Consider the following 21,628-nt stretch of genomic DNA (forward strand, 5'->3'; position numbering starts at 1 on the left):
GGGTAACATCGCCGTGAACTTCGTCCACGTGCCAAGGAGGTCACGGTGGTGCATGAGGTACGCGGTGTAGTCGCCCGCGCCAAGAACGCGCCGGTCGGCATCGAGACCGTGCTCGTCCCCGACCCGGGGCCCGGTGAGGCGCTCGTGGCGGTGCAGGCATGCGGGGTGTGCCACACCGACCTGCACTACCGGGAAGGCGGCATCAACGACGACTTCCCGTTCCTGCTCGGCCACGAGGCGGCCGGGGTGGTCGAGGCGGTCGGCGAGGGCGTGACCGAGGTCGCCCCGGGCGACTACGTCGTCCTCAACTGGCGCGCCGTCTGCGGCCAGTGCCGGGCCTGCGTACGCGGCCGCCCCTGGTACTGCTTCGCCACCCACAACGCGAAGCAGAAGATGACCCTGGCCGACGGCACACCGCTGGCCCCCGCCCTGGGCATCGGCGCGTTCGCCGACAAGACCCTGGTCGCGGCCGGGCAGTGCACCAAGGTCGACCCGAGCGTGCCGCCGGAGGTCGCCGGGCTGCTCGGCTGCGGCGTCATGGCCGGGCTCGGCGCCGCGCTGAACACCGGCGCGGTCGGCCGCGGCGACAGCGTCGCCGTCATCGGCTGCGGCGGCGTCGGCAACGCCGCGATCGCCGGGGCCCGCCTGGCCGGGGCGGGCACCGTCATCGGCGTGGACCTCGACGACCGGAAGCTGGACTGGGCCCGGCGGCTCGGCGCCACCCACACCGTCAACGGCGGGCAGGCCGACGTGGTCGCCGCGATCCAGGAGCTGACCGGCGGCTTCGGCGCCGACGTCGTGATCGACGCGGTCGGCCGCCCCGAGACGTACCGCCAGGCCTTCTACGCCCGCGACCTCGCCGGCACGGTCGTCCTCGTCGGCGTGCCCACCCCCGACATGAAGCTGGAACTCCCCCTCCTCGACGTGTTCGGCCGCGGCGGCGCCCTCAAGTCCTCCTGGTACGGCGACTGCCTGCCCTCCCGCGACTTCCCGGTGCTGCTGGAGCTCCACCGCCAGGGCCGCCTCGACCTCGGTGCGTTCGTCTCCGAGACGATCGCGCTGGACCAGGTCGAGGAGGCGTTCGCCAAGATGGGCCGCGGCGAGGTGCTGCGCTCGGTGGTGCTGCTGTGACCGCGCGGATCGAACGGGTCGTCACCCACGGCGTGTTCCGCCTCGACGGCGGCGAGTGGGAGGTCGACAACAACGTCTGGCTCATCGGCAACGACTCCGACGTGCTGGTCGTCGACGCCGCACACGACGCGGCGGCGATCGCCGCGGCCGCCGGCGGGCGCCGGGTGGTGGCCATCGTGTGCACGCACGCCCACAACGACCACATCGACGCCGCCCCGGAACTGGCCCGGCTCACCGGCGCACCGGTCATGCTGCACCCCGAGGACCGGATGCTGTGGGACCAGACCCACTCCGGCCGGGCGCCCGACCGCGAGCTGGCCTCCGGCGACTGCCTCACCGTCGCCGGCACCGACCTGTGGGTGCTGCACACCCCCGGCCACTCCCCCGGCGCCATCTGCCTGTACGCGCCCACGCTGAAGGCCCTGTTCTCCGGCGACACCCTGTTCCAGGGCGGACCCGGCGCCACCGGCCGCTCCTACAGCGACTTCCCGACGATCATCGGCTCGATCCGGGACCGCCTGCTCACCCTGCCCGAGGACACCACCGTCTACACCGGCCACGGCGACACCACCACCATCGCCGCCGAGTCCCCCCACCTCGACACCTGGCTCGCCCGCGGCCACTGACGTAAGGAAGGGCCCCTTCTTATCGCTTTCCGTAGCAGAAGGGGCCCCTCTTAACACTCGACGACGCGCCGAACACACACGTGGGCGCGTCGAATCCTGCAGATTCGGGGGAAAGTGCCTGTATTTCGGCCAGGATTCGTGCAGTTTCCCCGAAACTGCACGGACCCACGCCGCCCGGGTAGCCGTCAGGCGAGGTGGTAGACCACCGTGGTCCAGGTGCTGGTCGTGGTGAAGCCCAGGGCGTGGTTGACCGCGAGCATGCCCGTGTTGGTGCCCGCGTTGGACGTCTTGACCACCGCCGCGTCCGGGCGGTCGGCCGCCAGCCGGGCCAGCGACTCCGCCTTGACCCAGGTCGCCAGGCCGCGCCGCCGGTGCCCGGCCGCGACCGCGGTGTCCTCGGTGGACACGATCGCCTCCGGCGGCGGCGCGACGACCAGCTGGGTCAGCGCGACGACCTCACCGGAGTCGGCGACGATCGCGGTGACGCGCAGCTGCTGCCCGCGCTCGGCGACGGCCGCCTCCTCGTCGCGGACGCGTTCGGGCGTCCACGCGTCGTGCAGTCGGCCGCCGGTGTCGGTCGGGGCGTCGTTGATCGCGTTGCGGGCCTCGGCGTAGGCGCCGAGCAGGTCGTCGGGGGTGGCGCCGGTCCAGGAGACGGCGCGGTAGCCGGGGACGGGTGCGGGGGCCAGGCGCGCGGGCAGGTCCAGGCGCAGGGCGATCACGCTGTGGCCGCGCTCGGCACCGGTGGCGGCGGTGAACTCGGCCGCGGCCGGGTCGCCGTACACGCCGGTCAGGTGGGTTCTGCCGAGGGTGCGGGCCCGGTCGAGCGCCGAGGTCAGCAGCGCGGAACCGTGGCCGCGGCGGCGGTGCTCGGGCAGGACGCAGATGCGCAGGAAGCCGGTCGGCACGCCCGGCGGCAGGTACAGCCCGGCGAAGGCGACGACCGGGTCGCCGACCACGCCGTGCCAGCGCTGCTCGCCGGGCGGGGTGACCCGCATCGAGGCGACGCCCCAGGCCTGGTCCGGCGGCTCCTCCTGCGGCGCGACCGCCCGGTGGCACACCCGGCGGATCTCGTACATGTGCCGCAGCAGCGCCTCGTCGGCCCGCTCCGTGTCGACCTCGATCACCATGCCCGGCACCGTACCGGCCCGGCGGCGCTCAGGTCAGCCCACTTCCTCGTGCACGAAGCACCAGCGCCAGTCCTCGCCGGGCTCGAACGACTGGATCACCGGGTGCTCGGTCTCGTGGAAGTGCAGCGTGGCGTGCTTCTGCGGCGAGGAGTCGCAGCAGCCGATGTGCCCGCAGGTCAGGCAGCGGCGCAGGTGCACCCAGCCGGTGCCGTCGCGCAGGCACTCCACGCACCCCTCGGCGGTGGGTGCCGGGTTCTCGGCGTTCTTCAGGTCTTCGCAGCTCATGCCTCTCCCATCCGATGCAGCATCGACTCTTCCAGGTCCATGTCGCGCTGGGCTCGGACCAGGACCTCTTCGGGGATCTTTCCCTCGTCCCGTGCGGTCCGAAACACCGCGCGCTCTGCTTCCAGCATTTCCCGCCGCAGCCGCACGTACGCCGCGGTCGGGGTCTCCCGGTTGCCGCCCAGCCGCTCCCACACCGAGTTGGACCGGCGCTCGGTGAGATCGCGCAGCTTGGCCACCACGTCCGGGGTCGCGCTGCCGCCCAGCTCCTCCAGCCGCTCCAGGGCGGCCTTGCTCGCCCGCTGCTGCACCTGCGCCTCGGCGAGGGTGTCGCGGGTCGGGTCGTCCTTGGGCACCCGCAGCCGCCGGGCCAGCGCGGGCAGGGTCATCCCCTGCAGCACCAGCGTGCCGACGATCACCGCGAACGCCAGCCAGACGAACAGCGCCCGGGGGTACTCCATTCCCCCGGCCAGGGTGGCCGGCAGCGCCAGGGCGGTGGCCAGGGTGACCACGCCGCGCATGCCCGCCCAGGCGAGCACGGTGGGGACGGAGACGTGCGGGGCGGGGTCGCGGCGGCGTACCCGGGGCAGCAGCCGGGTGAGGTAGGTGGCCGGGTACATCCACAGGAAGCGGACGCCGATGACGGTGGCCAGCACCACCAGCGACAGCCACAGCACCTGGTCGGCGGGGGCCTGCAGGTGCGCCAGCACCTCGCGCAGCTGCAGGCCGACCAGCAGGAAGACCAGCCCCTCCACCATGTACGTGACCATCTTCCAGAACGCGCTCATCTGCAGCCGCGACTGCGCCGACATCAGCGTGGGCATCCGGTGGCCGAGGTAGAGCCCGGTGACCACGACGGCGACCACGGCCGAGGCGTGGATCGACTCGGCGACGGCGGTGACCGCGAACGGGGTGATCAGCGAGATCGAGTTGTCCAGCAGCGGGTCGGTGGTCTTGCGGTGCACGTACGCGGCGGCCAGCGCCCCGACCGCGCCCACCAGGATGCCGCCGCCCGCGGCGATGACCACCTGGCCGGCGATCGCCACCGGCCCGACCGCGGTGCCCACGGCTGCGGCGACCGCGACCCGGAACAGCACCAGCGCGGTGGCGTCGTTGAGCAGGCTCTCGCCCTCCAGGATGGTCACCACCCGGCGGGGCAGCCCGATCCGGCGCGCGACGGCGGTGGCGGCGATCGCGTCGGGCGGGGCCACCACGGCGCCCAGCGCCAGGCAGGCCGCGAGCGGCACACCCGGCAGCAGCGCGTGCACGGTCAGCCCGACCGCGGCGGTGGTCACGATGACCAGCCCGACCGCGAGCAGCAGGATCGGCCGAAGGTTGTACCGGAAGGCGGGCACCGAGGTCTCCAGCGCCGCGACGTACAGCAGGGGCGGCAGGATGCCGATCAGCACCAGCTCCGGCTCCAGCCGCAGCGCCGGGAAGCCCGGCACCAGGGCCAGGATCAGGCCGACTATGACCAGGGCGATCGGGTTGAGCAAGCCGTACCTGCGCGACAGCGCGGTCACCGCGACCACCACCGAGGCCAACACCACCGCTACCAGCAGCGCATTCACGGGTTAGAGCCTAGGGGCCGCCGCCCGCGGCCCGAGCGGCAGGCGGGGCGGCCTGCCTGCCGTCCGGTAATCCCGCTGACCGGCCGGTAGGTAAGATTCCACTCCCGCATCGTAGGAACCAGAGCGGCCACCGCTTCTGTTCACCCGAAGTTCAGGCAGGTCACCGGGTACCGCATAGCGGACGCGTGGCGCCGGGTTACCTCCCCGCTTTCCGATCTACCTGCCGGTCGGTAGGGGCCTCCGGTGAACGCGGCATGAACCGCGACGGGCGGCTGCGCCGCCGGCCGCGATCGCGCCTTACACGCCTTTGACCAGGTACGACGGCTGTTTTTCAATGGTGTGATCCACGCAACAGCTTCCAGGGAGGAGGCACCGCGATGCGGGAGGCAGTACAGGTGACGGGTGCCAGGCTGCGGGCGATGGTGACCATGATCGGGGTCGTACTGGTCATGCTCACCGGCGCGGCGGTCGCGGCCAAACCCGCGGCGGCGGCACCGGCGCAGGTGTCCGTCCAGGACGCGACGGCGGTCGCACCCGACACGGGTCGGCGCTGCTACCGGCAGACGTACTGGCACCACCACCACCGGTACACGTACTACAAGTGCCGCTGGTACAACGACCACCACGACAATCACGGGAACAACCACCACAGGAACAACCACTGGAACGACCACCATGGCAACGACAACCACCATGGCGGCAACCGCTGGTGAGCAACGGTCGACCATCCCTCGGGCCGGCGGGCGTACCCCCGCCGGCCCCCTTCTGCGTGGCACGATGTGCCGCATGTCTGAGACGCCACTGCTGCCGGCCACCAGCCGGGCCCTGCTGCACCGCATCGCCACCGCGCAGACCCAGGGCCGCGCGCCCTCGCTGACCGCGGCCGTCGTACGCGACGGCGCCCGGGTGTGGAGCGCGGGCTACGGGCTGGTCGACGGCGCGGTGCCGGACGAGGACACGCAGTACCGGATCGGTTCGCTGACCAAGACCTTCGTCGCCGTGCTGGTCATGCGCCTGCGCGCCGACGGCCTGCTCGACCTCGACGACCGGCTGTCGCAGCACGTGCCTGACGCCCCGGCGGGCTCGGCCACCGTGTTCCAGCTGCTCGCGCACACCAGCGGCATCGCCTCCGAGACGCCGGCGCCCTGGTGGGAGCGGACCCCCGGCGACGTACGCCCGAACCTGGGCGACGTGCTCGCCGACGACCACCGCAAGTTCCCGGCCGGGCACCGGCACCACTACTCCAACCCCGGGTTCGCGCTGCTGGGCGCGCTGGTCGAGCGGCTGCGCGGGCAGTCGCTGGAGCAGGTGCTGCGGCAGGAGATCCTGGCGCCGCTGGGGATGACCCGCACCACGCTGCTGCCGCGCGCCCCGCACGCGCGCGGCTGGGCGGTGCACCCGTGGGCCGACGTGCTGCTGCCCGAGCCGACCGAGGACGCCGGGCTGCTCGCCCCGGCGGGCCAGCTCTGGTCGACCACCGCCGACCTGTGCCGCTTCGCGGCGTTCCTGGCCGAGGGCCACCCGGCCGTGCTGCCCAAGGCCGCGGTCGAACTGATGCGCACCGCCGCCGCCCCGCCCGAAGGCGACAGGTTCGACGACGGGTACGGCCTGGGCGTGCAGCTCAAGCGCGACAGCGGCCGCGTCCTGGCCGGGCACACCGGTTCCATGCCCGGCTTCCTGGCCGTGCTGTGGTTCAGCCCGACCGAGCGGGTCGCCACGGTCGCGATGGCCAACACCACCTCCGGCCTGCCGATCGGCGGCCTGGGCGCCGACCTGGTCCGCATCGTGTGCGAGCACGAACCGCGCATCCCCGACGCGTGGCAGCCGCTGACCGGGTACGACCCGGCCCTGCTCGACCTGACCGGCCCCTGGTACTGGGGACCGGGCGGGGTGGGGCTGAAGCTGTGCGCCGACGGCGACCTCGAACTCGCGCCCCTGGCCGGGGCCGGGCGCGGCGCCCGCCTCAGGGCCCAGCCCGACGGCACCTGGCTCGGCCTGGACGGCTACTACGCCGGGGAGACCCTGCGCGTCGTCCGCCGCCCCGACGGCAGCGTCGACCACCTCGACCTCGGCAGCTTCGTCTTCACCCGCACCCCGTACGACCCGGCGGCCGACGTACCGGGCGGCGTCGACCCGGACGGCTGGCGCGGCCGCTGACCAGCGGTGCGGCCCCGATGGCGGCCACGGTCCGCATCGGGGCCGCGGCAGCGGACGGCTCGACGCCGCGCCCCGTCGCGCGCAACGGCGCAATCAGCGCGAACAGTCCTGCCCGGCCCGCGCGATACCCTCGGGCCATGCAGCGCACGGCACCCCTTCCCCACCCCGAGGCCCCGGCACCCGGCAGCGTGCTGCCCTCGCACTACCACCACTGCTACGGCTGCGGCCCGGACCACTCCACCGGACTGCGCTCACGGGTCGTGGTCGGTGCGGGGGCGTCCGTGCACAGCACCGTCGAACTGACCCGCGACCACCAGGGCGCGCCGGGCCTGGCGCACGGCGGACTACTGTCGACGGCGCTCGACGAGGCGTTCGGCAGCGCGGCTCTGCTGCTGGGCCGTCCCGCCGTCACGGCCAGCCTGTCCGTCGACTACCTGCGGCCGGTGCCGATCGGCACGACACTGCACATCCACGCGTACTGCACCGGCACGGACGGGCGCAAGGTGCACCTGAGCGCCGAAGCGAGGATCGACGACCCGGGCGCCGCGCCGGTGCTGCGGGCCACCGCCGTCTTCGTCGCCGTCGGCTTCGACCACTTCGCCCGCCACCGCACCCCCTGACCGGCCACCGGTCTCGCGGCGCGGGCATCGCGTCCGAGAACCGCGATCTTCGCGATCCTCCTACCGGGTGAACGCCGTTCGGGTCTCTACCAGCGATCGCCGTTCCGGGTCGGGAAGTGCGGTTCGGGTGGACGGCGGCGCAGTGAAGTGGCCGATGGTCGCGATCTTCAGGTCGGTTCGAACCGGTGATCGTCGTGCGCGGTCAAAACGTGGCCCTCCAACCGAGTTTCTGACCGCGCACGACGATCACCATGAGCGCCCAGCCGACACAGCCGAGCAGACACGGTCGATTCGGTCAGTAATGGCCGATATGGCGATTGCGCATCGACTACCGCTCGACGACGAAGACTCCGACACCGGGCAAGCCCTCGACCAGACCGAGAGCCTTCATCCAGTTCATCGCGTTGCGTACGACCGTGATGGACACGCCGTACTGCTGCCGGAGCTCAGCCGTGCTGGGGCCCAAGCAGAACTGGGCACGGAATCCAAACGGGAGACCGTCAAACTCGCGCTTGCCCTCGCGGTCGGCATGGCAGGACGGGACCGGTCGATCACGATGTCCTGGCTCCAGGCGAATGTCCCGATCCACGGCATCGACCTCGCGCTGATCGCCGACGCCACCACTCCCTGGCCCTTCGCCTAAGGCGTGAGTGGCTGCAGTTTCGGGGAAAGTGCGTGAATGTCGGACGCCATTCGTGCACTTTCCCCGAAACTGCAGCCACGCCGTCGACCCCTCGCCCCGTGAGGCGACGAGGCGGGGCGGGGTCAGCCTGTGCGGAGCCAGGCGGCGGTGTCGGCGGGGAGTTGGCCGTCGGTGAGGGGGGCGCTGGAGAGGAGGAGGTCGGTGTGCCAGGGCAGGTCTACCGGGTCCTCGCCGAAGTTGACGACGCAGGTCAGGCCGCCGGGGCGGCTGAACGCCAGCACCTGGTCCTCGCTGTCGAGCCAGGTCATCGGGCCGTCGCCGAGCCCGGCCTCGGCGCCGCGCAGCGCCAGGGCCGCCTGGTACAGCCGCAGCATCGAGTCCGGATCCGCCTGCTGGGCCGCGACCGTCTGCCCGGCCCAGTGCTCCGGCTGCGGCAGCCAGGCCGGCTGCGCCCCGGCCGGGCTGAACCCGAGCGAGGCGCCGTCGTTCGACCAGGGCAGCGGCACCCGGCAGCCGTCGCGGCCGGGGTCGTTGCCGCCGGAGCGGTGGAAGATCGGGTCTTGGCGTACCGCGCCGGGCAGGTCCTCGGCCTCGGTCAGCCCCAGCTCCTCGCCCTGGTACAGGTAGACCGAGCCGGGCAGGGCGAGCGTGAGCAGCGCGGCGGCCCGCGCCCGGCGCAGGCCGAGCGCCGGGTCGGTCGGCAGCCGGTGCCGGGCCTGACGCAGCGCGTGGTCGAAGCGGGTCTCGGCCCGGCCGTAGCGGGTGACGGTACGGGTGACGTCGTGGTTGCACAGCACCCAGGTGCTGGGCGCGCCGACCGGGGCGTGCGAGGCCAGTGTCGCGTCGACGCAGGCGCGCAGTGCCTTGGCCTCCCACGGGGCGCCCAGGAAGTCGAAGTTGAACGCGGCGTGCATCTCGTCGGGCCGCAGGTAGCGGGCGAACCGCTCGGTGTCCGCCAGCCACACCTCGCCGATCAGGGCGCGCGGCACCTCGTACGAGTCGGCGATGGTGCGCCAGCCCCGGTAGATGTCGTGGATCTCGTCGCGGTCGACGAACGGGTGCAGGTCGGGCGGGCTGGTGCGGTCGAAGTCGGCCAGCGCCGGGTCCTTGACGCACATGGCCGCCGAGTCGATCCGGATGCCGTCGACGCCCCGGTCGAACCAGAACCGCAGGATGTCGGCGAACTCGGCCCGTACCAGCGGATTGTCCCAGTTGAGGTCGGGCTGCTCGGAGGCGAACAGGTGCAGGTACCACTGTCCGTCGGCGACGCGGGTCCAGGCGGGCCCCTCGAACACCGACTGCCAGTCGTTGGGCGGCAGCTCGCCCTGCCCGCCCCGGCCCTGCCGGAACCAGAACAGGTCCCGGGCGGGCGAGCCGGGGCCCTCGGCCAGCGCGCGCTGGAACCAGGCGTGGGCGTCGGAGCAGTGGTTGGGCACGATGTCGACGATGATCCGGATGCCGTACGCGTGCGCCTCGGCGATCAGCGCCTCCGCCTCGGCCAGGGTGCCGAAGCTCGGGTCGATGTCGCGGTAGTCGGCCACGTCGTAGCCCGCGTCGGCCATCGGCGACGGGTACCACGGGCTGAACCAGATCGCGTTGACGCCCAGGTCGTGCAGGTACCCGAGCTTCGCGCGGATGCCCGCGAGGTCGCCCGTCCCGTCGCCGTTCGCGTCGGCGAAGGAGCGCGGGTAGACCTGGTAGATGGCCGCGTGGCGCCACCAGTCACGGGAGTCGTCGTGAAACACGGGTACCTGCTCTCTCATGGGTTCTTCGGTCAGAAGCCGCTGTTGCCGGGGCCGCGGTTGAGCGTGTAGCCGGTCCGGTTGACCAGACCGCCGCTCGCGGCACCGCTGACGGTCACGTACGTGACGTACGCGCTGCCCGCGGCGTTGAGCTCGATGCCGTACGTCCCGGCCCCGTTGACGGTGACGTGGTCCAGCGTCAGGTTGGTGATGTTCTTCAGGTAGCTGAGCAGGATGCCCTGGTACTGGCTGTCGATGATGTCGACGTCCTTGACCAGGACCGGCGCGGTGATGTCGGTCGCCTCGGCGTAGATCCACAGGCCGCCGAGCGAGGAGTTCCAGTTGCGCTCGAAGCTGCTGGTACGGGTCAGCGTGTTGCGCTGTACCGAGGTGGTGCCGCTGAACGCCTGCGCCCCGTGCCACGTGCTGATCGCGATGCCGGCACCGGCGTACACGGAGTCGGTGATGAGGTTGTCCTCGATCCGGTTGGCGGTGCCGCCGTAGATCGCCGCGCCGTTGGCCAGCATCGGCAGGCTGACGGTGTTGAAGGTGAACGCGCTGTTGGCGACCGGGGCCGAGTTCGACCACATGGCCAGGGCGTCGTCACCGGTGTTGCGCAGCACGCTCTGGTCGATCCGGACGTTGTTGGCCCCGCCGTTGACGTTGACGCCGTCGGCGAAGGTGTTCCGGATGCGGACACCGACCGCGTACAGGCCGTTGGTGCCGGTGGTGGGCCACATGCCCACCTTGGTGTGCTCGATCCACACGTGGTGGACCAGCGAGCCGGTGCCGAAGTTGCCCTCGATCGCGGTGTCGAACGCGCTGTCGTCGCGGTAGCGCACGTCCCCGGCGAGGGTGAAGTCGGCCAGGCGCACGTTCGAGCCGGTGGCGAAGAAGCCGCCCTTGCCGTTGGTGCCCTTGATGACCGTGTACCACTCGCCCGCGCCGCGCAGGCTGACGTTGGCGATGTTGATCCGCGCGTTGACGACGAACGTGCCCGCGGGCACCCAGACGCCCTTGCCCTGGCTCTGCGCCGCCGAGATCGCGCTGTTGAACGCGTTGGTGTCGTCGCCGGCGTCGTTCGCGACGGCGCCGTAGTCCGTGACCGGCAGGAAGTTGGTCGGCTGGGTGAGCGCGGCCGGGGTGACCTCGCCCTCGACCAGGTCGATCGTGTAGTACGCCGCTGAGGAGGACGCGTCCTTCTGCAGCTTGACCACGGTGCCCGCCGCGTACGTGCCCGGCAGGAGCACCCGCACCTCGTCGAAGAAGCGGTGCGGCTCGCCACCGGCCGGGTTGTTGTTGTACGGGTACGCCCCGTACACCCAGCTGTAGACGGAGCTAAGGGTCACGTCGGCGACCTTGGTCGAGCCGTTGTACAGCGCCAGCGGCGCGGTCTGGCCGGTGCCGCCCGCGTTGTCCGGGATCGAGTAGCGGATGACCAGCGCGTTGGCCGGCTTGGTCAGCGTGACCTGCACGTACTGGCCGGTCGAGGAGAGCTTGACCGCCTTGCGGCCCGACGCCTCCGACGCCTCGGTCAGGTAGGTGCGGTTCGGCCCGACCACCGAGGCGTTGGTGCTGCCGTTCTCGGCCTCGTAGGTGGTGTACGGCACCGTCGCGCCCCGGGCGGCCAGGGCCGCGCCGCCGGTCACGTACAGCGTGTCGAGCTGGACGTTGCCGGAGTCGCCGGAGTCGTACTGGTAGGCGACGATGTTGAGCCCGGCGCGCAGGGTCAGGTTCTGCGCCACGGTGAGCCAGCCCGACCCGGCGGGCAGGGTGAGCTGGCCCGTCTTGAGGTCGTTGACGTACACCGACACGGTGCGGCTCGCGCCGTTGGTGTTGGCGTAGCGCAGCGTGGTCGCGAACGAGCCGGCGGCGGCGGAGTTGACGGTGCGGATCACCCGGGCGCCGACGGCGGTCAGGCCGGTGACGTAGCCGCCGCCGTTGTAGCCCGCGGTGGACGTGGCCGCCGAGGTGCCGCCGGACAGGAAGCCGGTCTCCAGCTCGTACGGCTGGCCGCCGGGCTGCCCGGTCGGGGACGGAGACGGCGACGGCGACGGCGAGGCCGACGGGCTGGCCGCCGCACCGGAGACGGTGATGTTGTCGATGTTGACGTTGCCCGAGTCGGTGGTGTCGAACCGGTACGCCACGGTGTTGCTGCCGTTGGTGAGGTTCACCGACGAGGCGAACGTGCCCCAGGTGTCCCAGTTGGCCGTCGCGGGCAGGCCGACCTGCCCGATCTTGGTGCCGTTGGCGTACAGCGACAGGGTCATCGTCGCGCCGGTGCCGTTGGCGTACCGCAGCGTGACGGTCCGCGACCCGGCTCCGCTCACGTTGACCGTGAACGAGGTGTTCGCGTTGCCCTTGTTGCCGTCGGTGTAGCCGCCGACGAAACCGGAGCCGGTGTAGCCCGGGTGGTCGGTGGCGACGGCCGCGCCGCCGGACAGGGCGGCCGACTCGGCCTCGTACTGCCCCGCCGGCGGGGCCGCGATGTCGGCGACGGTCAGGCTGTCCAGATTGACGTTGCCCGAGTCGGCCGTGTCGAACCGGTACGACACCGTCGCGCTGCCGTTGGGCAGGCTGACGGTCTCGACCTGGGTGCCCCAGCTGTCCCAGTTGGCGGTGGCGTTGAGGCTGATCTGCTTCTGCTTCGCCCCGTTGACGTACAGCGACAGGGTCTTGGTCTGGGTGGTGCCGTTGGCGTAGCGCAGCGTCAGCGTGCGGCTGGCCGCGCCGGAGTTGCCGACCGTGAACGTCGTGTTCGCGTTGCCCTTGTTGCCGTCGGTGTAGCCGCCGACGAAACCGGAGCCGGTGTAGCCGGTGTGGTCCGTGGCGACGGCCGTGCCGCCGGCCAGCGCGGCCGACTCGGCCTGGTACGTGGTGCTGGCGGCCTCGGCGGGCAGCGCGGCGAGCACGCCGGTGACCAGCGCGGTAGCCGCCGCGGCGGCTGTCGCCAGCGCGATGCGCAGTGTGTTGCGTGGTGCGGAGCGGTGCATGGTGCGTTACTCCTTCCCTGCGGTGATGGGGTTCCCCCGTGTCCCGGGCAGCGGCCATCGGCTCACCGGTGCGGTGGGCTGCTGGTCGGTGCCGGTGCCGGTCAAGCACCGCCGGGCGCGGCGCTGGACCGTGTCTGCGGTGCCGTCAGCCCTTGATGGCTCCGGCGGACAGGCCGTTGAGGATCCGGCGCTGGAAGATCATGAAGACGACGATCATCGGGAGGCTGGCCATGGCCAGCGCCGCGTACAGCTCGTTCTGCGGGACCTGGCCGGTGAAGGACAGGCGGCTCAGCGCCACGCTGATGGTCTGCTGCTGCGGGTCCTGGAGCACCAGCAGCGGCCACAGGAAGTCCTTCCACGACCCGATGATCGCGAAGATCGAGATGACCGCGAGTACGGGCAGCGACAGCGGCAGGATCACACTCCACAGCATCCGCAGCCGCCCCGCCCCGTCGATGCTCGCCGCTTCGAGCAGGTCGTCGGGGATCTGGTCGAAGAACCGCTTGAGCACGTAGACGTTGAACGCGTTGGCGGCGCCGGGCAGCCACAGCGCCCACGGGCTGTTCAGCAGGTTGACGCCGACGATCGGCACGTCGACCACGGTCAGGTACGACGGCACCAGCAGCGCGGCGGCGGGCAGCATCAGGCTGGCCAGCATCGCGCCGAGCACCACCTTGCCGAAGACCGGCCGCAGCTTCGACAGCGCGTACGCCGCCGCGACGTCGACCAGCAGCTGGATCAGCCAGCCGAAGAACGCGTAGTAGGCGGTGTTGAGCAGGAAGTGGCCGACCTGCAGCCGCTCCCACGCGTCGGCGAACGTGCTCCAGTGCCACTCGGTCGGCAGCAGCGTCGGCACCGGCTGCACCAGCTCCTGCGGCGACTTCAGCGCGCCGGAGAACATCCAGTACAGCGGGAAGATGAACAGCAGCGTGAAGGCGACGGCCAGCGCGCCCAGCACGACGCGGTACACCAGCCGGTTGCGGCCGCGCCGCAGGTGGGCGTCGGAGATCAGCGATCGGGTCGAGGAGCTCATCAGGGCACCCGCTCTCAGTCGGCCTTGCGGGTCAGCCGCAGGTACACGGCCGAGAACGCGCCGAGCACGATGAACAGCAGCACGCTCATCGCGGCGGCCAGGCCGAAGTCGTTGTTGACGGTGAAGGCGTACCGGTAGATCAGCACCATCACCGTGATGGTGTCCGGGTTCGTGGTGCCGGTCAGCTGGAACGGCTCGATGAACACCTGCATGGTCGCCACGATCTGCAGCAGCAGCAGGACCAGCATGATGAACCGCAGCTGCGGGATGGTCACGTGGCGCACCCGCTGCCACACGCTCGCGCCGTCGAGTTCGGCGGCCTCGTAGAGCTCGCTGGGGATGCCCGCGAGCCCGGCCAGGTACATGATCGTCGCACCGCCCATGTTGGCCCAGGTCGACACCAGTACCAGCGAGACCATCGCCATCTTCGGCGACTGGGTCCACTCCGAGGTGGGCAGGTGCAGCGCGCTCAGCACCGCGTTGAACAGGCCGGAGCCGGGGTCGTAGAAGTACTTCCACAGCAGCACGCTGACGATCGGCGGCAGCATCACCGGCAGGTAGACGGCGACCCGGAAGAAGCCCTTGGCGTGCCGGAACTCGTTGACGACCAGCGCCACCGCGAACGGCACCGCGTATCCGAACAGCAGTGCCAGCGCCGTGAACTCCAGCGTGTTGAGCCAGGCGGTGCCGAACAGCGGGTCGGCGAACAGCGCCCGGTAGTTGTCGAGCCCGACCCAGTAGGGCGGGGTGACGAAGTTGTCCTGCTGGAAGCTGAGGATGATGCCCTTGACCAGCGGATACCAGGAGAACAGGCCGAAGCAGACCAGACCGGCCGCCAGGAACGCGTACGCCTGCAGGTTGTCGCCGATCCGCCGCCGCAGCCGCTCGGATGCTCCGACCGTCATCGTGGCCGCCCTTTCTGCTCGCACCAGGGGTAGGCCCCGGGCTGCCAATCCCCCAGCCCGGGGCCTGTTCGTCACTTGGCTGCGGCCAGGATCGTGTTGACCTGGGCCTCTGCGTCAGCGAGGAGCTTCGCGATGTCGGCGTTGCGGTCGGTCAGGACCTTCTGCATCGCCGTGTCCAGCACCGCGTAGACCTGCTGCGCCAGCGGCGGCTCCAGCTTCAGCGGGATGCTCGCGTTTCCGGCGACGAACGGCGCGAAGTTGTCCGAGGGGACGTTCGCGAACTTCTTGGTGGCCTCCTCGCGCTTGGCGGCCGAGGCACCGGTCCAGATGTTGGGCTGCGGAAGGCCGACGGGCTGGCCCGCCTTGGACGCCTTCTCGTTGTCCGCCATGATCCGGTCCGGGTTGATCGTCTTGAAGGACAGCCAGGTCAGACCGGCCTTGATCTTCTCCGGGCTGAGGCCGGCCTTGAACATGTAGCCGTCGCCGCCGCCCAGGGTGCCCTGGCCGCCCGGCATGACCGACAGGCCGTAGTCCTCGTACTTGCCCTTGTACTGGTTCACGATCACCGGCAGGTTGTCCGACGAGCCGATGTACATGCCGAGCTTGCCCGAGGCGGCCATCTGGATCAGGTCGGCCCACTCCAGCAGCTGGCGGCTGCCCATGGTGTCGTCGGTCCAGCGCATGTCCTTCAGCTGCTGCAGGACCTGCTTGCCCTTGTCGCTGTTGAAGGCGGCCTTCCACTTGTCGCCGTCCTTGACGGCGATGTCGCCGCCGACCGAGTACAGCTCGGCGGTGAAGTGCCAGCCACCGGTGTTGCTCTTGCTGTAGTCGCCGTAGCCGACCACGCCGTCACCGAGCGCCTTCAGCTTCTGCGCGGCGGTGCGGACCTCTTCCCAGGTCTTGGGCGGGTTCGCCGGGTCGAGACCGGCCTTGGTGAACAGGGTGCGGTTGTAGACCAGGCCGAGGGAGTAGTTCGCCGAAGGCAGGCCGTACACCTTGCCGTCCGGGCCGGTGAAGACCTTCATCAGCTGCTCCTGGATGTCCTTCACCTGCGGGACGGTGTCCAGGTAAGCGGAGATGTCGGAGACCTGCTTCTTGGCGATCAGCGCCTGCGGGTCGGTGAAGTAGACGTAGAAGACGTCCTCCAGCTGGCCGCCGGCCAGCTTGGTGGCGAACGTCTGGGGGTCCATGAACCCCTCTTTGGCGTCGATCTTGATGTTCGGGTACTTCGCCTCGAACGCCTTCACGTCGGCCTCGAAGTTGGCCAGGTTGACCGCGTCGGTCGCCGGCGGCTTGCCGTTGACCGTGATCGTCACCGGGCCGGTGGACTCGGCGGGCTTGTCCTCGCCGGAGCACGCGGCGCCGAGCAGCGCCGTGCCGGCGATCAGCGCCACCGCGACGGACTTGCCGAGCATGCGACGGTTCATCGTCAAATATCCCTTCTGGGTATGCACAGGTACCGAGCCGGGGGCAGCCCGGATCGACCGGAGACGCGACACCTCCGGTTGTTGCTTGCGCATTGCCACCGTGTTGCTCTGCGATTTCCGAGCACTTCGGCGTGAGCAGAAGGCTAGACGGTATGAACCCAAGAAGTCCATGGGTTGTTGCAAAAAATTGACCAGAAGATCGTCTTGGAGTTGCACTGCCTCGCAAACGCGATACTTGTCGATGTCTTAAGGCGCTGGACAGGCAATCGTCGAGTTCGGACTGATCACGACTGGCAGGGGCCCGTTGAGCTGCGCACGATCAGCTCCGGGTCGAACAGGATCTCGCCCCGGTCGACCACACCGCCTTCGATCTGCGCCATCAGCGAGGCCACCGCCGCGCTCGCCATCGGCTCGATCGGCTGGCGCACCGTGGTCAGCGGCGGATCCGTCACGCCCATGAAGGTCGAGTCGTCGAACCCGATCACCGACACGTCCTGCGGCACCGAAAGCCCCTGCTTGCGTACGGCGCGGATCGCGCCCAGCGCCAGCGCGTCACTGGCGCAGACCACCCCGGTCACGCCCTCGGCCAGCAGCCGCGTGGCCGCGCCGCGACCGCCCTCGGTCGAGAAGATCGTGTGCTCCACCCAGCGCCGCCACTGCCGCGACTGCCCCCGCCGCTCGAAGAACCGCACGTAGGCGGCGAGTTTGCGGGCCGAGGGGATGTGCCCGGGCGGGCCCAGCACCAGGCCGACGCGCTCGTGGCCCAGGGCGGTCAGGTGCGTCAGCGCCTGCTCCACCGCCAGCTCGTCGTCGACGCACACCCGCGGCACGCCCAGGTTCTCGTCGGCGGCGTTGATCAGCACGATCGGCAGCCGGCGCTCCTCCAGCCTGCGGCACTGCTCCGGGCCCGCGTCGGCGTAGCTGCCGCCCACGAACACGATCCCGCCGACCTGGTGCGACAGCAGCATCTCGATGTAGTGCGACTCCGAGACCCCGTCCGCGGTACGCGTGCACAGCGCGGGCACCAGCCCCCGCTTGATCAGGGCCTGCGCGATCACCTCGGCGAAGGCGGGGAAGATGGGGTTCTGCAGGTCGGGCAGGACCAGGCCGACGAGGCGGCCGCGCTCGGCGCGGATGCGCTCCGGGCGCGGGAAGCCGAACACGTCCAGGGCCGTGAGCACGGCGTCCCTGGTCGCGGGGGCGATGCCGGGCTTGTTGTGCAGGACGCGGCTCACCGTCGCCTCGGACACCCCGGTGAACTTGGCCACCGCCGCCAGTCTGCTCGTCACGACAGCGAGCTTACGATACTCCGTGCAAAAACTCGATACCCCCACGCAACCTCTTGCACCCTCGCCTCGGCCGCGTCCGCCCGGCGCCGTGGTGCAGTTTCGGGGAAACTGCCGGAATCTTGGGCCGGATTCCTGCACTTTCCCCGAAACTGCACCCGATCTTGGCGCGCGCGGCACGGGGGCGCGGGCGTGGTGCGCGGTGCGGGTGGGTGCGGGGCGTGGGTGGTCAGTGGGGGGTGGCGGGGACGGGGGTCGCGGAGTCGCGGGCGGCGCGGCGGCCGGCGTACACGTCGATGAGGGCGACGACCAGGGCCGCCAGCACGAAGGCGATGGTGAGCAGCAGGCCGTGCCGGAACGCGGCCGCGTAGTCGCCCTGCGAGGCAGCGAGCCCGGCGAAGAAGATGGCGCCGATCGCGGCGATGCCGACCGCCGCGCCGATGCGCTGCCCGGTCTGCAGCACGCCGCTGGCGCTGCCCGCCCCGGCCACCGGCACCTCGGCCAGGGTCAGCGTCTGGTTCGGGGCGATCACCAGGCCGCTGCCGATCCCGGCGACGAGCAGCGGCAGGGCGGTCGCCCAGCCGTCGGCGCGGCCCGGTACCAGCTCGACGGCCAGTTCCACCCCGGCCAGCCCGAACGCGACCAGGCCCAGCCCGACCGCGATGAGGGTACGCCCGACGCGCGTCACCACCCGGCCGCCGGCGCCGGCCGACACCGCCGACCCGAGCGCGAACGGCAGCGTGGCGAGGCCCGCCTGCAGCGCCGTGTAGCCGATGCCCTGCTGGAGGTACAGCGTGAAGATGAAGAAGATCGCGGTGAACCCGGCGAAGTAGACCAGGCCGAGCAGCGTGCCCAGGGCGTACGAGCGGCGCCGGAACAGGCTCAGGTCGACCATCGGGGTGCCCGCGGCGGTGCGCGCGTACCGGCGTTCCCACGTGACGAAGCCGGCCAGCACCACCAGCCCGGCCGCGAGCAGGAGCCACTTGCCGCGCCCCGGCCACGACTGCTCCTGGATCAGCGGCAGCAGCACGAGGACCACGCCCACCGCCAGCAGCAGCACCCCGACGGGGTCGAAGCTCTCCCGGCGTCTTCGGCTGTCGCAGAAGCCCGGGATGAACCGGTACGCCATGATGATCGCGAGAATGCCCACCGGGATGTTGACGTAGAACACCCAGCGCCAGCCCTGCTCGACCCCGGCGGCCTGGATGAGCAGGCCGCCCAGCAGCGGGCCGATGGCGGTGGAGATGCCGACGATCGCGCCGAGCATGCCGAAGGCCCGGCCGCGTTCGGCGCCCCGGAACAGCTGCTGGATCAGCCCGCTGATCTGCGGGTTCATGATCCCGCCCGCGGCGCCCTGGACGAGCCGGGCCAGCACCAGCCACAGCGCGGTACGCGCCAGCCCGGCCGCGGCGCTGGACAGGGTGAACAGGGCCACCGCCGCCACGAACGCGTTGCGGCGCCCGTGCATGTCGCCGAAGCGGCCCGCGGGCACCAGCAGGATGCCGAACGCCAGCGCGTACCCGGACAGTATCCACTGCAGGTCGCTGGCGGTGGCGTGCAGTCCGGACCGGATCGAGGGCAGCGCCACGTTGACGATGCTGACGTCGAGCAGGGCCATGAAGCCGCCGATGAGGCAGACGCTCAGCGCCCGCCACCGGCGCGGATCGGGTCGGTAGTCGTCACCCGCGCCGCTGTGCATGATGCCGAGCCTACCGGCGGTTGTCCGTTTCCTGGCTGGTTCGCGGTAATCGTGCCGCCTCGGCCCGGCTCGTCAGCATCTCGCCGATCTCAGCGTGACGCCGGCCTGCCACGTCGGATGGGGCGAGATCGGAGTCGACGAGACAGGCCGACGTTCATGCGCTCGATGCCGCGCTCAGTCGTCGAACTCGAATCCGGTCGCGGCGGCCAGCGCCACCAGCGCCCGCACCCGGTCCGCGCCGGTGGCCGGGCCGCTCATCAGCTCGCCGAGCTCGGCCAGCGCGGCCCGGTCGGTGCCGTAGGCGCAGAACATGCCCGCCTCGGGATCGTAGGCGAAGCGTCCGGCGAGGCCGGGAGCCTCGTGCTCGACGATCAGCCGGGCGACGCCCGCCCAGAAGTAGCCGCTGGGTTCGTGGCCGAGCTCGTAGACCACCTCGTCGACTCCGGTTCCGCCCGCGTTGAGCAGCAGCGAGTACTTACCGGCGTCCGTTTCGATGAGCTTCAGCGGAGTCATGCGCCGTAGCGTCCCACAAGCGGTGGCCGCCGCCGCGCCAGTACCCGCGATCGGCGGCGCGGGACGCGCTTGAGCTGGTAGGCATAGCTGACTGAACCGGCGGGCGGCGAGGGACCGGCCCGGCAGGACCGGACGCGCAGGACCGGACGGGCACGGGGACGGGGCGCATGGGTGACGCGCTGGACGGGCTGACGACGCTGGCCGGGGTGGTCGACCTGCTGGTCAGGCTGGTCGAGTTCGCCGGGGCACTGATCATCTTCGTGGGTGCCGCGGTCGCGTTCGCGCAGTTCGTCAATGCCGCCGTCCGGGTACGGCGTACCGACAGCTTCGTGCCGATCCGGCTGGGCCTGGGCCGCTTCCTGGCGCTCGGGCTGGAGTTCCAGCTGGCCGGGGACATCCTGCGCACCGCCATCGCGCCGACGCTGCGCGAGATCGGGGAACTGGCCGCGATCGCGGCGATCCGGACCGCGCTGAACTTCTTCCTCAACCGCGAGATCAAGGAGGAGCGGGCCGAGATCGCGGCGGATGGCGGTGCCCGGCTGGACCCGGCCGACGACCTGAGCGCGCCCGCCAGCCAGGGTGCACCAGGCAGCCAGGGTGCACCAGGCAGTCGGGGTGCACCAGGCAGTCGGGGTGCGGCGTGACCCCCGCCGCGCTGATCGACCTCGCTTCGCTGGCGTGCGTCGCGGCCGGGCTGCTCGCGGGTGGCCTGGTGCTGGCCACGAGTGGTACGGCCCGGTTGGCGCTGGCCGTGGCCCTGGACTTCTGGCTGGCGGCCGGGCTGCTCCGGCTGTCCCTGCCCGCGTCCTGGCAGGCCGTCGCCGCCGCGGCCGCGATCCTGCTCATCCGCCGCCTACTGGGCGCGGCCCTGCGCCACTCCGCCGCCGCGCCCCCGCCCGCAAGCCGCCGCTGAGCGTTAAGAAGGGGCCCTTCTGCTACGGAAAGCGATAACAAGGGGCCCTTCCTTTCCCCCCGGAGGGGGCGGGGTGGGAACCGGAGCGGCTCTCGCGCGGTCGAAGGCTGCATGCTGAGTGTGCGCACCCCCGCGATCCTGCTCACCGTGCTGCTGGCCGGGGCCTGCGCCCAGCCCGGCGACGTCGGCTCCCCCGGGCCCGGCGCGGGGGCCGCGCTGGCCGACCGCACGTTCCTGTCCACGGCGGTGACGGAGGGCGGCACCGCGCGCCCGCTGGTCGCGGGGACCCGGATCAGGCTGATGGTGCGCCCCGACGGCGGGGTCAGCCTGAACGCGGGCTGCAACCACATCAGCGGCACGGCCCTGTTCGACGGCGGCAGGATGACCGTCGGCGAGCTGGCCACCACCGAGATGGGCTGCGACCAGGCCCGGCACGAGCAGGACGACTGGCTGGCCGCGTTCCTGCGCGCGGGGCCGTCGTGGACCCTGGGCGGCGACGTGCTCAAACTGAGCGACGGCAGGACGGAGCTCACCATGCAGGACCAGGAGTCGGCGACGCCGGACCGGCCGCTGACCGGCACCCGCTGGACCGTGGACACCGTGGTGACCGGCGAGGCGGCGGGCTCGGTGCCCGGCGGCGCCGCGGCGTACCTGGAGTTCGCCGACGGCAAGGTGTCCGGGTCGACGGGCTGCAACCAGCTCGGCGGCACGGCCGAGGTGCGCGGCGACAGGATCGTCTTCTCCGCGCTGCGTACGACGAAGATGGCCTGCGCCGACGAGGTGAACCGGCTGGAGCGGGCGGTGCTGGCCGCGCTGCGGGGCGAGGTCGTCTGGAAGGTCACCGCCGACCGGCTCGACCTGACCGGACCGGACCGCAACGGCCTGTCCCTGCGGGCCGGGTGATCTGCGGACCGGCGACCAGGGGCCCGATAGCGACAAACAGTCTATTCTTGGTGA

Annotated in this window: 19 protein-coding genes and 1 pseudogene; 8 read left to right on the top strand and 12 right to left on the bottom strand. The window is 71.4% G+C overall.

Going from position 1 to position 21,628, the window contains the following annotated elements; genetic code table 11:
• The first annotated feature begins 45 nt into the window (after positions 1–45).
• Positions 46–1,131 (top strand): S-(hydroxymethyl)mycothiol dehydrogenase, encoded by a 1,086-nt coding sequence (locus QEZ54_RS26685; RefSeq protein WP_281307467.1) that lies wholly within the window; start codon positions 46–48, stop codon positions 1,129–1,131.
• A complete protein-coding gene (locus QEZ54_RS26690) occupies positions 1,128–1,757 on the top strand; it encodes an MBL fold metallo-hydrolase (protein ID WP_281307468.1) in 630 nt (209 codons plus the stop codon). The genes QEZ54_RS26685 and QEZ54_RS26690 overlap by 4 nt, the downstream gene beginning before the upstream one ends.
• A gap of 185 nt (positions 1,758–1,942) precedes the next feature.
• Here the strand turns inward: QEZ54_RS26690 and QEZ54_RS26695 are convergent, their stop codons facing one another.
• From QEZ54_RS26695 to QEZ54_RS26705, 3 genes are read right to left on the bottom strand one after another with little or no spacing between them, the layout of a single operon-like run.
• A complete protein-coding gene (locus QEZ54_RS26695; RefSeq protein ID WP_281307469.1) occupies positions 1,943–2,887 on the bottom strand; it encodes a GNAT family N-acetyltransferase in 945 nt (314 codons plus the stop codon).
• Between the two features lie 33 nt (positions 2,888–2,920).
• Positions 2,921–3,172, bottom strand: a complete 252-nt coding sequence (locus QEZ54_RS26700; RefSeq protein WP_281307470.1) for a UBP-type zinc finger domain-containing protein — start codon at positions 3,170–3,172, stop codon at positions 2,921–2,923.
• Positions 3,169–4,740: a Na+/H+ antiporter gene (locus QEZ54_RS26705; protein WP_281307471.1), complete on the bottom strand. Its 1,572-nt coding sequence runs from the start codon at positions 4,738–4,740 to the stop codon at positions 3,169–3,171. The genes QEZ54_RS26700 and QEZ54_RS26705 overlap by 4 nt, the downstream gene beginning before the upstream one ends.
• A gap of 377 nt (positions 4,741–5,117) precedes the next feature.
• Here QEZ54_RS26705 and QEZ54_RS26710 point away from each other — a divergent pair, with 377 nt between their 5' ends.
• The 3 genes from QEZ54_RS26710 (at position 5,118) to QEZ54_RS26720 (ending at position 7,517) form a co-directional block, all read left to right on the top strand.
• Positions 5,118–5,453 carry a hypothetical protein gene (locus QEZ54_RS26710; RefSeq protein ID WP_281307472.1) on the top strand — a complete coding sequence of 112 codons (336 nt, stop codon included), beginning with the start codon at positions 5,118–5,120 and terminating at the stop codon, positions 5,451–5,453.
• A gap of 73 nt (positions 5,454–5,526) precedes the next feature.
• The gene (locus QEZ54_RS26715; protein WP_281307473.1) at positions 5,527–6,897 is read left to right on the top strand and encodes a serine hydrolase domain-containing protein; all 1,371 of its coding nucleotides are present in this window, start codon (positions 5,527–5,529) and stop codon (positions 6,895–6,897) included.
• 137 nt (positions 6,898–7,034) lie between these two features.
• Positions 7,035–7,517: a PaaI family thioesterase gene (locus QEZ54_RS26720; RefSeq protein ID WP_281307474.1), complete on the top strand. Its 483-nt coding sequence runs from the start codon at positions 7,035–7,037 to the stop codon at positions 7,515–7,517.
• 328 nt (positions 7,518–7,845) lie between these two features.
• Here QEZ54_RS26720 and QEZ54_RS36405 read toward each other — a convergent pair whose 3' ends face one another.
• From QEZ54_RS36405 to QEZ54_RS26765, 9 genes are all read right to left on the bottom strand, one after another.
• Positions 7,846–8,106, bottom strand: a complete 261-nt coding sequence (locus QEZ54_RS36405; protein ID WP_348650579.1) for a GntR family transcriptional regulator — start codon at positions 8,104–8,106, stop codon at positions 7,846–7,848.
• Between the two features lie 176 nt (positions 8,107–8,282).
• Positions 8,283–9,905 carry a glycoside hydrolase family 13 protein gene (locus QEZ54_RS26730; RefSeq protein ID WP_281307476.1) on the bottom strand — a complete coding sequence of 541 codons (1,623 nt, stop codon included), beginning with the start codon at positions 9,903–9,905 and terminating at the stop codon, positions 8,283–8,285.
• Between the two features lie 29 nt (positions 9,906–9,934).
• Positions 9,935–12,895: a carbohydrate-binding protein gene (locus QEZ54_RS26735; RefSeq protein WP_281307477.1), complete on the bottom strand. Its 2,961-nt coding sequence runs from the start codon at positions 12,893–12,895 to the stop codon at positions 9,935–9,937.
• A 145-nt stretch (positions 12,896–13,040) separates the two neighbouring features.
• On the bottom strand, positions 13,041–13,928 hold the full coding sequence (locus tag QEZ54_RS26740) for a carbohydrate ABC transporter permease (RefSeq protein WP_281307478.1): 888 nt from the start codon (positions 13,926–13,928) through the stop codon (positions 13,041–13,043).
• A 14-nt stretch (positions 13,929–13,942) separates the two neighbouring features.
• Positions 13,943–14,833 (bottom strand): sugar ABC transporter permease, encoded by an 891-nt coding sequence (locus QEZ54_RS26745; RefSeq protein WP_281307479.1) that lies wholly within the window; start codon positions 14,831–14,833, stop codon positions 13,943–13,945.
• Between the two features lie 71 nt (positions 14,834–14,904).
• Positions 14,905–16,260: an extracellular solute-binding protein gene (locus tag QEZ54_RS26750; RefSeq protein WP_281307480.1), complete on the bottom strand. Its 1,356-nt coding sequence runs from the start codon at positions 16,258–16,260 to the stop codon at positions 14,905–14,907.
• 284 nt (positions 16,261–16,544) lie between these two features.
• The gene (locus tag QEZ54_RS26755; RefSeq protein WP_281307481.1) at positions 16,545–17,549 is read right to left on the bottom strand and encodes a LacI family DNA-binding transcriptional regulator; all 1,005 of its coding nucleotides are present in this window, start codon (positions 17,547–17,549) and stop codon (positions 16,545–16,547) included.
• A gap of 226 nt (positions 17,550–17,775) precedes the next feature.
• Positions 17,776–19,245 (bottom strand): MFS transporter, encoded by a 1,470-nt coding sequence (locus tag QEZ54_RS26760; RefSeq protein WP_281307482.1) that lies wholly within the window; start codon positions 19,243–19,245, stop codon positions 17,776–17,778.
• A 174-nt stretch (positions 19,246–19,419) separates the two neighbouring features.
• Positions 19,420–19,758 (bottom strand): Imm51 family immunity protein, encoded by a 339-nt coding sequence (locus tag QEZ54_RS26765; RefSeq protein ID WP_281307483.1) that lies wholly within the window; start codon positions 19,756–19,758, stop codon positions 19,420–19,422.
• Between the two features lie 167 nt (positions 19,759–19,925).
• On the opposite strand from QEZ54_RS26765, the pseudogene QEZ54_RS26770 reads away from it, so the two are divergent.
• The 3 genes and pseudogenes from QEZ54_RS26770 to QEZ54_RS26780 form a co-directional block, all read left to right on the top strand.
• Positions 19,926–20,279, top strand: a pseudogene (locus QEZ54_RS26770) (DUF1622 domain-containing protein); the annotation flags it as partial.
• Positions 20,280–20,398: 119 nt separating this feature from the next.
• Positions 20,399–20,671: a DUF1622 domain-containing protein gene (locus QEZ54_RS26775; protein WP_281307484.1), complete on the top strand. Its 273-nt coding sequence runs from the start codon at positions 20,399–20,401 to the stop codon at positions 20,669–20,671.
• 111 nt (positions 20,672–20,782) lie between these two features.
• The gene (locus QEZ54_RS26780; RefSeq protein ID WP_281307485.1) at positions 20,783–21,574 is read left to right on the top strand and encodes an META domain-containing protein; all 792 of its coding nucleotides are present in this window, start codon (positions 20,783–20,785) and stop codon (positions 21,572–21,574) included.
• Positions 21,575–21,628 lie beyond the last annotated feature (54 nt).

The organism is Catellatospora sp. KI3 (genome assembly GCF_029948125.1).
Classification (GTDB): Bacteria; Actinomycetota; Actinomycetes; order Mycobacteriales; family Micromonosporaceae; genus Catellatospora.

Bases quoted from the DNA above. Each gene is read 5' to 3' on its own strand.
- QEZ54_RS26695 (WP_281307469.1), bottom strand. From the start codon at position 2,887: ATGGTGATCGAGGTCGACACGGAGCGGGCCGACGAGGCGCTGCTGCGG.
- QEZ54_RS26700 (WP_281307470.1), bottom strand. From the start codon at position 3,172: ATGAGCTGCGAAGACCTGAAGAACGCCGAGAACCCGGCACCCACCGCC.
- QEZ54_RS26710 (WP_281307472.1), top strand. From the start codon at position 5,118: ATGCGGGAGGCAGTACAGGTGACGGGTGCCAGGCTGCGGGCGATGGTG.
- QEZ54_RS26715 (WP_281307473.1), top strand. From the start codon at position 5,527: ATGTCTGAGACGCCACTGCTGCCGGCCACCAGCCGGGCCCTGCTGCAC.
- QEZ54_RS26720 (WP_281307474.1), top strand. From the start codon at position 7,035: ATGCAGCGCACGGCACCCCTTCCCCACCCCGAGGCCCCGGCACCCGGC.
- QEZ54_RS26735 (WP_281307477.1), bottom strand. From the start codon at position 12,895: ATGCACCGCTCCGCACCACGCAACACACTGCGCATCGCGCTGGCGACA.
- QEZ54_RS26740 (WP_281307478.1), bottom strand. From the start codon at position 13,928: ATGAGCTCCTCGACCCGATCGCTGATCTCCGACGCCCACCTGCGGCGC.
- QEZ54_RS26745 (WP_281307479.1), bottom strand. From the start codon at position 14,833: ATGACGGTCGGAGCATCCGAGCGGCTGCGGCGGCGGATCGGCGACAAC.
- QEZ54_RS26750 (WP_281307480.1), bottom strand. From the start codon at position 16,260: ATGAACCGTCGCATGCTCGGCAAGTCCGTCGCGGTGGCGCTGATCGCC.
- QEZ54_RS26760 (WP_281307482.1), bottom strand. From the start codon at position 19,245: ATGCACAGCGGCGCGGGTGACGACTACCGACCCGATCCGCGCCGGTGG.
- QEZ54_RS26765 (WP_281307483.1), bottom strand. From the start codon at position 19,758: ATGACTCCGCTGAAGCTCATCGAAACGGACGCCGGTAAGTACTCGCTG.
- QEZ54_RS26780 (WP_281307485.1), top strand. From the start codon at position 20,783: ATGCTGAGTGTGCGCACCCCCGCGATCCTGCTCACCGTGCTGCTGGCC.